Genomic DNA, 12,725 nt, shown 5'->3' with positions numbered 1-12,725 from the left:
GCAGCGCCAGCAGGCCCTTGGAGCGCAGGGCGCCCAGCCAGTGGGCCTCGCGGGGCTCGGAGCGCCAGGTCCGGGAGGGCTCGCTGAGCACGACGGAGAGGGCGCCGAGGACGCCGAGCGCGTTGATGACCAGCAGGGCCCCGGCCGGGCTCCACAGGGCCACGGAGAGCGTGACCAGCAGCGGGCCGACCGTGTACATGACCTCTTGGGCCACGGCGTCCAGGGCGTACGCGGCGTGCACCCGGTCCTCGCGGCCGCCGAGCACGGACGGCCACAGGGCGCGCAGGCCGCCTTCCAGCGGCGGGGTGAAGAAGCCGGCGACCACCACGGCGCTGTAGGCCACGGCGGCGGAGCCGGTGCCGGCGAGCGCCAGCCAGGCCGTGCCCAGCGCGGAGACCACGGCGGCGGGGAACTGCACGCGGGGCTGCCCGAAGAGGTCGACGGCCCGGCCGAGCAGGGGCTGGCCCACCGCGTTCGCGACGCCGTAGACCGCCGCCAGGGCGCCCGCGAGGCTGTAGCTGCCGCCCTCGGCGCGGACGAAGAGCACGATCGCGATCGCCGCGGTGGCGTTCGGCAGGCGGCCGACGAGCGTGCCCGCCAGCAGCCGCGCGGCGTGCCGGGTCCTGAGCAGCTCCGCGTATCCCGCGGCCATCTTCTGCCCCCTTCTGCCCGGATCCCGCCGGGGTAATACGTATAACTAGACGCGTCATACGTACCATGGCGGCAGCCCGCGGGTCCACCCGGACGACGGGCCGCACCCCGCCGACCTCGTGATCCAGGAGCCCCGTGTGACGAGACCCACCAGCCGGGACGTCGCCAGCGCGGCCGGGGTCTCCCAGGCCACCGTCTCCCTCGTCCTCGGCGGGAAGTGGCGCGGCCGCGTCTCCGAGCGCACCGCGGGACTCGTCCGCGAAGCCGCCGCCGAGCTCGGCTACCGGCCCAACCTCGCCGCGCGCAACCTGCGCCTCGGCAGCACCCGCACCGCCCTGCTCGTCGTCCCCGCCCTGACCAGCGAATTCTTCGCCCGCGTCTACACCGGCGCCGCCCGCGTCGCCTCCGATCACGGCTTCGGCGTCGTCCTCTACCCCTCGCCCGAGGGCATCGGCCCCGCCCGCGACCCCTTCCCCTCCGCCCGCGCCGCCCTCGACGGAGTCATCGCCTCCTCCATGGCCGCCGACGCCCTCGACGCCATCGGCGGCGCCGAACTGCCCCTGGTCATGCTCGACAGCGATCCGGCAGACGGCCGGGCGGCCGCCCGCGTCAACCTCGCCATGGCCGACGGCGTCCGCCAGGTCGCCGAACACCTCCTCGGCCTCGGCCACCGCCGCTTCCTGCACTTCGCGGCCGACGTCGACAGCTGGACCTTCGACGTCCGCGCCGAGGCCCTCGCCGCCGTCGTGCCCCCGCACGCCGAGCTGCGCACGGTGCGGGCCCCGCTGTCCGTCCCCGACGCCCGCACGGCCATGGAGGCCGCCCTGGCCGCCCCCGGCGAGCGGCCCACCGCCGTCGTCTGCGACGACGACCTCCTGGCCGCCGGCGCCTGCAAGGCCGCCCGCCGCCTCGGCCTGCGCGTCCCCGAGGACCTCTCCGTCACCGGCTTCGACGACCTCGCCCTCGCGACCGCCGTCGAACCGGAGCTCACCACCGTGCGGCTGCCCGCCGAGCAGGTCGGCGAGCAGGGCATGTCCGCCCTCCTGGCCGTTCTGGACGGCAGCGGCTGGACCGCCCCCGACATCCCCGTCGACCTGGTCGTCCGCGGTTCCACCGCCCCACCGCCGGCCGCCTGAGGAACGGAAGCGGGCCGCCCGGGTCCGCCCTTCGTGGAAGGCCGGCCCGGGCGGCCCGCGCCCGTACTCCCGTCGTCCCGCGCGACCTGTCGGCCGCGGGGCCGCACTCCTACTCCTCGGCGTCCTCGGCAGCCTCGTCGTTCGAGACGGCATCGGCCTGGGCCGCCGCCGGAACGTCCGCCTCCAGCAGCCGCGACAGCTGCCGGCCCCGGATCCGCTTGAACTTGCGCTGCTGCGACCGGGTGCGGTCCAGCACCGCGACCTCCAGCCGCTCGGCCGGAATGGTCTTCTCCGCACCGTTCGCCTGGCTCGACAGCGCCTGCACGGCCAGCTTCAGCGCCTCGGACAGGGTCATCCCGTCCCGGTGCCGCTGGTCGAGGAAGCCGCTGATCTGCTCCGCGTTCCCGCCGACCGCGACCGAGCCGTGCTCGTCCACGATCGAGCCGTCGTGGGGCAGCCGGTAGATCTGGTCGCCCGCGGCCGTCGCGCCGACCTCGGCGACGACCAGCTCCACCTCGTACGGCTTCTCGCCGGCGCTGGAGAAGATGGTGCCCAGCGTCTGCGCGTAGACGTTCGCGAGCCCACGGGCCGTCACATCGTCGCGGTCGTACGTGTATCCGCGCAGGTCGGCGTAACGGACGCCGCCGATCCGCAGGTTCTCGTACTCGTTGTACTTGCCGGCGGCCGCGAAGCCGATCCGGTCGTAGATCTCGCTGAACTTGTGCAGCGCGCGGGACGGGTTCTCGCCGACGAACACGATGCCGTCGGCGTACTGCAGCACGACGAGGCTGCGACCGCGGGCGATGCCCTTCCGGGCGTATTCCGCCCGGTCGGCCATCGCCTGCTGGGGAGAGACGTAGAACGGAGTCGACACCGGCTGACCGTCCCTTTCTTCTGGGCTCCTGGAGGACTGTGGCGGATCAGAGCAGGGCGGCGCGCGGGCCGTCCGGCTCCTGGAGGCGGCGGTCGGTGACCTTGCGGGCGATTTCCTGGGACTCGTCCTCGGTCAGCCGCCGGAAGCCCTCGTCGGTGATGACGGTGACGATCGGGTAGATGTTGCGGTAGAGGTCGGGGCCGCCGGTGGCCGAGTCGTCGTCGGCGGCGTCGTACAGCGCCTGGACGACCAGCGTGGTGGCCTGCTCCTCCGTCAGGTCGGGGCGGTAGAGCTTCTTCATCGAGCCCCGCGCGAAGATCGAACCGGAACCGGTCGCGGCGTACCCGTGCTCCTCGGAGCGGCCGCCGGTCACGTCGTAGGAGAAGATGCGGCCCTTCTCCTTGGCCTCGTCGTAGCCGGCGAAGAGCGGGACCACGGCCAGGCCCTGCATGGCCATGCCGAGGTTGCTGCGGATCATGGTGGAGAGCCGGTTGGCCTTGCCCTCCAGGGAGAGGGTCGTCCCCTCCACCTTCTCGAAGTGCTCCAGCTCCAGCTGGAACAGCTTGACCATCTCCACGGCCAGGCCGGCGGTGCCGGCGATGCCGACCGCGCTGTACTCGTCCGCCGGGAACACCTTCTCGATGTCCCGCTGCGCGATCATGTTGCCCATCGTCGCGCGCCGGTCGCCGGCGAGGACGACCCCGCCGGGGAAGGTGGCGGCGACGATGGTCGTGCCGTGCGGCGCCTCGACGATCCCCTCCGGGAGCTGCCGGTTGCCCGGCAGCATCTCGGGCGCGTGCGCGCCCAGGAAGTCCATGAAGGACGACGACCCCGGCGTCAGGAAGGCTGCCGGCAGACGCCCTGTGCCACGAGTGTTGGGTTCCACAGGTTTCCTTCCACGTAAGCGGCTGCACGCCTCGCGGCGTCCGGCCGACCCTTGAACTGCCCCGCTGCCGCCGTGCGGCCGGAGCGCGGTACGCCTCGGACCTTACCCGCCCGAAGATCGTGATCCACCCCGCGATCCGCTGCCCCGCACGGCAGGGGTGGCGCCGCCTGCGGTCGGACGGCGCGGGGCCGCTGCCCCGCACCGCCCGCCAAGCCGCTCGTGGTGCGCTGCACCGCACACCCCCCAGACCTTCGTTTCGAAGGTCAAAGGCCTTACTGGCCGCCCTTTTGCACGAAGCTTCGAACGAAATCCTCAGCGTTCTCTTCGAGCACATCGTCGATTTCGTCCAGCACGGAGTCGACGTCGTCGGAGAGCTTCTCCTGCCGCTCCTTGAGGTCGGACTGCGCTTCCGCGGCCTGCTCCTCGACCTCCTCGGTCGAGCGAGTGGCCTTCTGCTGTCCGCCGCCGGTGTCCTTGGTCGCCATCTCTACCTCACCCCGCTCGCTTCGCGCGCTCGTGACGAGGGACCCCGGGATCGGGATCCCTCAAGATCAGACCCTACGTCGGACCCTACAAGGCGGGCCCGGCGTTCGTCCCGGTACTTTCACAACGTCCGGGTGTCTCCATGATTCCCTGGAGCGGGGGATTTCAGCCCCCTTCCGGGCCCCGGGATCACCGGGGCCCGCCGTTCAGTTCCCGCTCAGCACCCGCACCAGGTCCTCCGCCGTGCGGCAGCGGTCCAGGAGCTCCTTGACGTGCTGGCGCGTGCCCCGCAGCGGCTCCAGCGTCGGGACGCGCTGGAGGGAGTCGCGCCCCGGCAGGTCGAAGATCACCGAGTCCCAGGAGGCCGCGGCCACGTCGTCCGCGTACTGCTCCAGGCAGCGCCCGCGGAAGTAGGCCCGGGTGTCCTCCGGCGGCTTGCCGACGGCCCGCTCCACGTCCTCCTCGGACACCAGGCGCTTCATCTTCCCGCGGGCCGCCAGCCGGTTGTACAGGCCCTTCTCGGGGCGCACGTCCGCGTACTGGAGGTCGACCAGGTGCAGCCGGGCCGCGTCCCAGTCCAGTCCGTCGCGCCGGCGGTAGCCCTCCAGGATCTCCCGCTTGGCGATCCAGTCCAGCTCGCCGGAGAGGCTCATCGGGTCCCGCTCCAGGCGCCCGAGGACGTCCTCCCAGCGGGCCAGCACGTCCTTGGTCTGCTCGTCCGCGTCGGCGCCGAAACGCTCCTCGACGTACTTGCGGGCCAGCTCGAAGTACTCCATCTGCAGCTGGACGGCGGTCAGCGTGCGGCCGCTGCGGAGCGTGATCAGGTGGCGCAGGTCCGGGTCGTGGGACACCTGGTGCAGGGTGCGCACCGGCTGGTCCACGGCCAGGTCGACGGTGATGAACTGGTCCTCGATCATGGAGAGGACCAGGGCCGTCGTGCCGAGCTTGAGGTAGGTGGAGATCTCCGAGAGGTTCGCGTCGCCGATGATCACGTGGAGGCGGCGGTACTTCTCCGCGTCGGAGTGCGGCTCGTCGCGGGTGTTGATGATGGGCCGCTTCAGCGTGGTCTCCAGGCCGACCTCGACCTCGAAGTAGTCCGCGCGCTGGCTGATCTGGAAGCCGTGCTCACGGCCGTCCTGGCCGATGCCGACGCGGCCGGCGCCGGTGACGACCTGCCGGCAGACGAAGAAGGGCGTCAGGTGGCGCACGATCTCCGAGAAGGGGGTCTCCCGCTTCATCAGGTAGTTCTCGTGCGTGCCGTAGGAGGCGCCCTTGTTGTCGGTGTTGTTCTTGTAGAGGTGGATCGGCTGGGCGCCGGGCAGCTGGGCCGCCCGGACGGCCGCCTCGGCCATGATCCGCTCGCCGGCCTTGTCCCAGAGCACCGCGTCGAGCGGGCTGGTGATCTCGGGCGAGCTGTACTCGGGGTGCGCGTGGTCGACGTAGAGCCGCGCGCCGTTGGTCAGGATGACGTTGGCCAGGCCGATGTCCTCGTCGGTCAGCTGGCTGCTGTCGGCGGCCTCGCGGGCGAGGTCGAAGCCGCGGGCGTCCCGCAGCGGGTTCTCCTCCTCGAAGTCCCAGCGGGCGCGTCGCGCCCGGTGCATCGCCGCCGCGTAGGCGTTGACGATCTGGGACGAGGTGAGCATGGCATTGGCGTTCGGGTGACCGGGGACGGAGATCCCGTACTCCGTCTCGATCCCCATTACTCGCCGTACGGTCATGCGGCCCTCCTTGCCCGGCGGCGCCCCCGTTCGGGAGCGGCGCTCAAGTACCGCTGGTGGTCCGGTGCGTGTGCGGTGCCCGTCACCGCACTGCTGTTGCGGATGCGGCGGTACGGACGAGCCTAGAACCACTCCACGCCGCTCGGGAGATCATTTCCGTCATCGGCTCCGCCCTGTCACGGCTGAAAAGCGGCCGGTAACGCAGTCGGCTGCGGGCGCCCGGTGGGGGCACCCGCAGCCGCCCTCCGGTCAGAGGTACTGACCGGTGTTCGCCACCGTGTCGATGGAGCGTCCGGTGTCGGCGCCCTGCTTTCCGGTGACGAGGGTGCGGATGAAGACGATCCGCTCGCCCTTCTTGCCGGAGATCCGGGCCCAGTCGTCCGGGTTGGTCGTGTTGGGCAGGTCCTCGTTCTCCTTGAACTCGTCCACGCAGGCCTGGAGGAGGTGGGCGACCCGCAGGCCCTTCTGCTCGTGCTCCAGGAAGGCCTTGATCGCCATCTTCTTGGCCCGGTCCACGATGTTCTGGATCATGGCTCCGGAGTTGAAGTCCTTGAAGTAGAGGACTTCCTTGTCGCCGTTGGCGTACGTGACCTCGAGGAAGCGGTTCTCCTCGGATTCCGCGTACATCTGCTCGACGACCGTCTGGATCATGCTGTGGACGGCGACCTCCGGCGAGCCGGAGTGCTCGGCGAGGTCGTCGGCGTGCAGCGGCAGCGAGGCCTTGAGGTACTTCGCGAAGATGTCCTTCGCGGCTTCGGCGTCCGGGCGCTCGATCTTGATCTTCACGTCGAGGCGGCCGGGCCGCAGGATCGCCGGGTCGATCATGTCCTCGCGGTTGGAGGCGCCGATGACGATGACGTTCTCCAGGCCCTCCACGCCGTCGATCTCGGCGAGCAGCTGCGGGACGATGGTGTTCTCCACGTCCGAGCTGACGCCGGAGCCGCGGGTGCGGAAGAGGGACTCCATCTCGTCGAAGAAGACGATGACGGGGGTGCCCTCGCTGGCCTTCTCCCGGGCCCGCTGGAAGACGAGGCGGATGTGCCGCTCGGTCTCGCCGACGTACTTGTTGAGGAGCTCGGGGCCCTTGATGTTCAGGAAGTAGGACTTCCCGGCGGGCTGGCCGGTCACCTCGGCGACCTTCTTGGCAAGGGAGTTGGCGACGGCCTTGGCGATGAGCGTCTTGCCGCATCCGGGCGGGCCGTAGAGCAGGATGCCCTTGGGCGGCCGCAGTTCGTGCTCCTTGAACAGGTCCGGGTAGAGGTAGGGCAGCTCGACCGCGTCGCGGATCAGCTCGATCTGGTCGCCCAGGCCGCCGATCTTGTCGTAGTCGATGTCCGGGACCTCTTCGAGGACGAGTTCCTCGACCTCGCTCTTCGGGACGACCTCGTAGACGTAGCCGGAGCGGGGTTCGAGCAGGAGGGCGTCGCCGGGGCGGATGGTGATGTCCAGCAGCGGCTCGGCGAGCCTCACCACCCGCTCCTCGTCGGTGTGCCCGATCACCAGGGCGCGCTCGCCGTCCTCGAGGATCTCCTTGAGGGTGACGATGTCCCCGGCCCGCTCGAACTCCATGGCCTCGACCACGTTGAGGGCCTCGTTGAGCATGACCTCCTGGCCGCGCCGGAGCTCTTCCGGGTCGACGCTGGGGCTGACGTTCACGCGGAGCTTGCGGCCCCCCGTGAAGATGTCGACGGTGCCGTCCTCGTTCGCCTGGAGGAAGACACCGAATCCGGCCGGCGGCTGCGCGAGCCGGTCCACTTCCTCCTTGAGCGCCACGATCTGGTCGCGGGCTTCACGGAGCGTATTTGCCAGTCGCTCGTTTTGTGCGGAGACGCCGGCCAGGTTTGTCTGGAGCTCGACGATCCGCTCTTCGAGAATCCTCGTGTGTCGCGGAGAGTCGGCGAGCTTACGTCGCAGGACGGCGATTTCCTGCTCGAGATAGGCAACCTGGCCGGCGGGGTCATCGGACCCCCGCCCCGGCCGGATGCCGCGGTTGATGTCGTCGTCGTGGGCTGCCACGGTCCTCACCTCCTCCAAGGGGAGCTGGACGCTTCCTGACCCTACCTGGGCTGGTGGTGATTGAAACCCCTAGATCACAAAGACGGTAGGGGTGTGTCCGATCTTCACCCTTGCGTACTCCCTCACGCCAGGGAAATACCCACCCTTCAACATCGGAAAGCGGCCGGTTGTAAGGTCGAAGCGTTCAACACCCGTCAGAGCTGGCGCGACTTGCCGGCGGCATGTGGCGGGAACGGGTCACTCAGGGCAGGGAACGGCAGGGGATATGACCGTGCAGCAGGAGGCAACCGCCGGTGGCGCAGGCGTCGCCGGGCAGGCGGGCGAGCCGCTCGAGGTCTGGATCGACCAGGACCTGTGCACCGGTGACGGCATCTGCGTGCAGTACGCGCCGGAGGTGTTCGAGCTGGACATCGACGGTCTGGCCTATGTGAAGAGCCCGGAGGACGAGCTCCTGGTGGACCCGGGGGCGACCACTCCGGTTCCGCTGCCGCTGCTCCAGGACGTGGTGGACTCGGCGAAGGAGTGCCCGGGCGACTGCATCCACGTGCGGCGCGTCTCGGACGGCGTCGAGGTGTACGGCCCCGACGCCGAGTGACGGTTCAAACACTCCCCGTGGAGATGTTCGTCAGCTCCTGGCGGAATTTTCCGCCGGTCCAGCGCCACTTGGCGAGCCGGCGGACGTCGGGGCTGGAGCGGGGGACCTCGGGCGAGGAGTAGCCGAGGAGCCGGGCGGTGACGGTGCCGTCCCGGACGGTGAGGTCGTCGGCGCTGGTGCGCGCGGCGGCCTCCAGCAGGGTCGCGACGATGCGCGGGGCGGCGCCGGGCTCCTTGCCGGCGGTGAGGACGTAGAGGGCGTGCGGCGGGGTGCCGGATCCGGCGTCGCAGCGGACCGCGGCGACGGTCTCGGGCCGGCGGTCGCCGTCGAGGTCGCCCTGCGCGGTGGCGGTGACGGCCACGGGCGCGCCCTTGCAGTCGAGCGGGTAGGCGACGGCCGCGGCGTCCGGGGCGGCGGCCTGCGGGGCCGGTGCGCCGCCGGGTGCCGTACGGGTTTCCGCGCCGGCCCCGGGATCGGCGGCCGTGGCGGGCTGGAGGAGCCCCGCGGCGGCGACGGCGGCGGCCAGGGCGCAGGCCGTGGCGAGCCAGTGGACGGGCCTGCTGCTGCGGTGCGCGGGTTCCGGCGCGGCGGTGCGGTGCGGCACGCGGGGTGTCTCCTGAGCGGGGGATGACGGGGAGCCAGCATCGTGCCATACCTCACACCGGGACGGAACGGGCGGGTCCGGCCGGGCCGGCATACGGGCCTCTGCAAGGCGGCGCAAGGCCTCGGAAGAGCAACGGAAAGGCGCTGCGGCGCAGTTCCCGGTCGGTCCGGGGAACTGCGCCGCAGCGCCTGTGCGTTGTGCGGGTGCGGTCCGGTGCGGGGTCAGCCGCGGTCGCCGGAGCCGCCCGAGCCGCTGCCCGGTCCCTCGTAGTCCTCGCCGTAGGCGCCCTTGGCGGGGCGGCGGCGGCGCATCGGGGGCTCGACGCCGTCCGCGAGGCGGCGGGCGGTGACCAGGAAGCCGGTGTGTCCGATCATCCGGTGGTCCGGGCGCACGGCCAGGCCCTCGACGTGCCAGTTGCGGATCATCGACTCCCACGGCTGGGGCTCGGCGAAGCAGCCGATCTCGCGGATGGACTCGACGGTCTTGGAGAGCTGGGTGGTGGTGGCCACGTAGCAGCAGAGGATGCCGCCCGGCACGAGGGCCTTGGAGACGGCGTCCAGGCACTCCCAGGGGGCGAGCATGTCGAGGATGACGCGGTCGACGTCCGTGTCGGACAGGTTGTCCTGGAGGTCGCCGACGGTCAGCTGCCACGCGGGGTGCGGGCCGCCGAAGTAGCGCTCGACGTTCTCCTGCGCGATCTGGGCGAAGTCCGCCCGGCGCTCGTAGCTGTGGAGCATGCCCTGGTCGCCGACGGCGCGGAGCAGGAAGCTGCTCAGCGAGCCGGAGCCGACCCCCGCCTCCACGACGCGGGCGCCGGGGAAGATGTCGGCGAAGGCCAGGATCTGGCCCGCGTCCTTGGGGTAGACCACGGCGGCGCCGCGGGGCATGGACAGGACGTAGTCGGGGAGCAGGGGTCGCAGCGCGAGGTACGCGACGTTCCCCGTGGTACGGACAACACTGCCCTCGGGAGCGCCGATCAGCTCGTCGTGCGGGAAGGAACCCTTGTGGGTGTGGAAGTTCTTCCCGGCTTCGAGCGTGAACGTGTAGTGGCGTCCCTTGGGGTCGGTGAGCTGGACCTGGTCCCCGACCTTGAAGGGCCCGCGACGGCGGGCGGCACCGGTCGGTTCGGACATGTGACCAGTGTATTGGCTTCAGGGGCGGGGCCGTGCCATGGCCTTCACGAAGGCCTTCTCCACGTCGAGGGTGGACAGGACGCCGTAGACCTCGCCGCCTGCCTCGACGACCAGGTACTCGGTGGCGGGGGTGGCGCGGAGGCGGTCGAGGAGTTCCTCGCCGGCGAGCTCTGCGGAAACCTTCATGCCGTCGGTGAGGTCCTGGGCGAGGGAGCTGACGGCGACCCAGGGGCGGCGGTGTTCGGGGACCGAGGCGATTGCGCTCTCGCGGACGATCGCGTGGGGCTCGCCCTGGCCGTCGACGACGACGATGGCGCGGGCGCCGTGGGCGTTGGCGCGGCGCAGTGCCTCGGAGAGCGGGGTGGCGTGCTCGACGGGCACGGCGCGGCGGGTGAGGGCGCGGGCGCGGAGCTCGGGCAGGTGCTCGCGCAGGCGGGCCATGCGCAGGCTGTTGCCGGCGCCGGTCCAGATGATGGCGGCGAGGATCGCGGCGAGGAGGGCGTCCATGACGGTGCTCATGCCGCCGACCTCTTCGCCGGGGGCGCCGAGGAGTCCCGTGTGGGTGATCATCGGGAGGCCGAGGAGGACGGCGACGGCGAGGCCGCGGCCGACCCAGGCGGCGGCGACGGTGCCGGCCATGGGCTTGCCGGTGATGCCCCAGATGACCGCGCGGAGCATGCGGCCGCCGTCGAGGGGGAGGCCGGGCAGCAGGTTGAACGCGGCGACGAGCAGGTTGGAGATCATCAGGCCGGCGAGAAGGACGCCGGGGACGGTGCCCGCTTCGACGGCGTTCATGCCGAGGTAGAAGGCGCCGGCGAGGAGGAGTGAGAGCAGGGGGCCGACGAAGGCGAGGACGAACTCGCGGCCGGGGGTCTCGGACTCCTTCTCGATCTCGGAGACGCCGCCGAAGAACTGGAGCCGGATGCGGCGCACGGGGAGCCGGTAGCGCAGGGCGGCGACGGTGTGGGCGAGCTCGTGGACGAGGACGGAGCCGTAGAAGGCGACCGCGAAGAAGAGGGAGACGAGGTAGCGGGCCGGGCCGAGGTCGGGCAGGACGCGGTCGAGCTGGTCGCCGAAGACCCAGGTGATGAGGGCGGCGACGAGGAACCAGCTGGGGGAGACGTAGACGGGGACGCCGAAGGGGCGGCCCATGAGGATTCCGCCGCCCGGTCCGGGGCGCTTGTCCGGGCGCTCGCCGGTGTGGTCGGTGTCTGCCACGGCTGTCCTTCGGTCGGTGCTGTCCGGGGCGGGGTGGCCCCCGGCGGGTGCTTACCAGTGTGGTCCACGGCCCGGATGGGTGCGGCCGGGGCTGCGCGGTAGCGCGGTGTGATGCTCCGATCATGCAGTGCGAGGGGGTCCGGCGTCGATGGTATGCGCGTGGCTGTCCCCGGCGGGCCGTAGGGTTCTGTGCATGATGACGAGCCCCGGTCCCCTGCCCGGCGCTGCGGATGCCGGTGCGGCGCCGGGCGCGGCGGCCCCCGTTTCGCTGTCGCCCTCGCGGGCGGGCGACTTCATGCAGTGTCCGCTGCTGTACCGGTTCCGGGTGATCGACCGGCTGCCGGAGAAGCCGAGCGCGGCGGCGACGCGGGGCACCCTGGTGCACGCGGTGCTGGAGCGGCTCTTCGACCACCCGGCGGCGGAGCGGACGGCTCCGCGGGCGAAGGCGCTGGTCCCGGGTCAGTGGGAGCGGCTGCTGGAGGCGAAGCCGGAGCTGGCGGAGCTGTTCCCGGACGGGGACGGCGGCGAGGCGCTGGCGCGCTGGCTGGCGGAGGCCGAGGCGCTGGTCGAGCGGTGGTTCACGCTGGAGGACCCGACGCGGCTGGAGCCGGTGGAGCGGGAGTTCTTCGTGGAGGCGGAGCTGGAGTCGGGGCTGCGGCTGCGCGGGATCATCGACCGGGTGGACGTGGCGGCGACGGGCGAGGTCCGGATCGTCGACTACAAGACGGGGAAGGCGCCCCGGCCGGAGTACGCCGAGGGCGCGCTGTTCCAGATGAAGTTCTACGCGCTGGTGGTGTGGCGGCTGAAGCAGGTGGTGCCGCGGCGGCTGCAGCTGGTGTACCTGGGCAGCGGCGACGTGCTGACGTACGACCCGGTGCCTGCCGACCTGGAGCGGGTGGAGCGCAAGCTGCACGCGCTGTGGGAGGCGATCCGGGAGGCGACGGAGACGGGCGACTGGCGGCCGCGGCCGACCAAGCTGTGCGGCTGGTGCGACCACCGGGCGGTGTGTCCGGAGTTCGGGGGCACTCCCCCGGTCTATCCGCTGCCGGTGGTTCCGCGGGCCGCGGTTCCGCGCCCGGCGGGGAGCCCGGAGCGGCCGGCGGACTCCTGACCATCCGGTCAGGGCACAATGAGGGCGTCCGCGCCGAAGCCGCCCAACCGAAACCCGAGGTGTCCCCTGTGGCGATCCGCGTCCTCCTGGTCGACGACCAGCCGCTGCTGCGCACCGGTTTCCGGATGATCCTGGAGGCCGAGCCGGACCTGGCGGTGGTCGGCGAGGCCGGGGACGGCCTCCAGGCGCTGGACCAGGTGCGGGCGCTCCAGCCCGACGTGGTGCTGATGGACATCCGGATGCCGCGGATGGACGGGGTGGAGGCGACCCGGCAGATCACGGGTCCGGGCCGGGACGGCC

Annotated in this window: 12 protein-coding genes and 1 pseudogene; 4 read left to right on the top strand and 9 right to left on the bottom strand. The window is 71.7% G+C overall.

Annotated features, from left to right (window positions below; translation table 11 throughout):
- The coding region (locus IE170_RS33015) for an MFS transporter (RefSeq protein ID WP_373299072.1) at positions 1–652 on the bottom strand (652 nt) is incomplete at its 3' end.
- 136 nt (positions 653–788) lie between these two features.
- On the opposite strand from IE170_RS33015, the gene IE170_RS29445 reads away from it, so the two are divergent.
- The gene (locus tag IE170_RS29445) at positions 789–1,787 is read left to right on the top strand and encodes a LacI family DNA-binding transcriptional regulator (RefSeq protein ID WP_189812521.1); all 999 of its coding nucleotides are present in this window, start codon (positions 789–791) and stop codon (positions 1,785–1,787) included.
- Positions 1,788–1,896: 109 nt separating this feature from the next.
- Here the strand turns inward: IE170_RS29445 and prcA are convergent, their stop codons facing one another.
- From prcA to arc, 5 genes are all read right to left on the bottom strand, one after another.
- Positions 1,897–2,661 carry a proteasome subunit alpha gene (gene prcA, locus IE170_RS29440; protein ID WP_189812520.1) on the bottom strand — a complete coding sequence of 255 codons (765 nt, stop codon included), beginning with the start codon at positions 2,659–2,661 and terminating at the stop codon, positions 1,897–1,899.
- Positions 2,662–2,707: 46 nt separating this feature from the next.
- Entirely contained in the window at positions 2,708–3,547 is an 840-nt protein-coding gene (prcB, locus tag IE170_RS29435; RefSeq protein WP_189812519.1) for a proteasome subunit beta, read from the bottom strand.
- 272 nt (positions 3,548–3,819) lie between these two features.
- Positions 3,820–4,032, bottom strand: coding sequence for a ubiquitin-like protein Pup (locus tag IE170_RS29430; RefSeq protein ID WP_042803062.1), 213 nt, complete (start codon positions 4,030–4,032; stop codon positions 3,820–3,822).
- Positions 4,033–4,236: 204 nt separating this feature from the next.
- Entirely contained in the window at positions 4,237–5,748 is a 1,512-nt protein-coding gene (dop, locus tag IE170_RS29425; protein WP_125541314.1) for a depupylase/deamidase Dop, read from the bottom strand.
- A 249-nt stretch (positions 5,749–5,997) separates the two neighbouring features.
- Positions 5,998–7,764 carry a proteasome ATPase gene (arc, locus tag IE170_RS29420; RefSeq protein ID WP_189812518.1) on the bottom strand — a complete coding sequence of 589 codons (1,767 nt, stop codon included), beginning with the start codon at positions 7,762–7,764 and terminating at the stop codon, positions 5,998–6,000.
- Between the two features lie 265 nt (positions 7,765–8,029).
- Here arc and IE170_RS29415 point away from each other — a divergent pair, with 265 nt between their 5' ends.
- Positions 8,030–8,359, top strand: coding sequence for a ferredoxin (locus IE170_RS29415; protein ID WP_189812517.1), 330 nt, complete (start codon positions 8,030–8,032; stop codon positions 8,357–8,359).
- A 4-nt stretch (positions 8,360–8,363) separates the two neighbouring features.
- Here the strand turns inward: IE170_RS29415 and IE170_RS29410 are convergent, their stop codons facing one another.
- From IE170_RS29410 to IE170_RS29400, 3 genes are all read right to left on the bottom strand, one after another.
- Positions 8,364–8,963: a hypothetical protein gene (locus IE170_RS29410; RefSeq protein WP_189812516.1), complete on the bottom strand. Its 600-nt coding sequence runs from the start codon at positions 8,961–8,963 to the stop codon at positions 8,364–8,366.
- A 221-nt stretch (positions 8,964–9,184) separates the two neighbouring features.
- Positions 9,185–10,096, bottom strand: a complete 912-nt coding sequence (locus IE170_RS29405) for a tRNA (adenine-N1)-methyltransferase (protein ID WP_189812515.1) — start codon at positions 10,094–10,096, stop codon at positions 9,185–9,187.
- 18 nt (positions 10,097–10,114) lie between these two features.
- Positions 10,115–11,314 (bottom strand): site-2 protease family protein, encoded by a 1,200-nt coding sequence (locus IE170_RS29400; protein ID WP_229885275.1) that lies wholly within the window; start codon positions 11,312–11,314, stop codon positions 10,115–10,117.
- A gap of 193 nt (positions 11,315–11,507) precedes the next feature.
- On the opposite strand from IE170_RS29400, the gene IE170_RS29395 reads away from it, so the two are divergent.
- Entirely contained in the window at positions 11,508–12,425 is a 918-nt protein-coding gene (locus IE170_RS29395) for a RecB family exonuclease (protein WP_373299071.1), read from the top strand.
- A 68-nt stretch (positions 12,426–12,493) separates the two neighbouring features.
- Positions 12,494–12,725, top strand: a pseudogene (locus IE170_RS33010) (response regulator); the annotation flags it as partial.

The sequence above is a fragment of the Streptomyces toxytricini genome (assembly GCF_014649915.1).
Lineage (GTDB): Bacteria > Actinomycetota > Actinomycetes > Streptomycetales > Streptomycetaceae > Streptomyces > Streptomyces toxytricini.
Note: the sequence above shows the minus strand (reverse complement) of the source record. Positions and strands in the feature narration are given on the sequence as shown.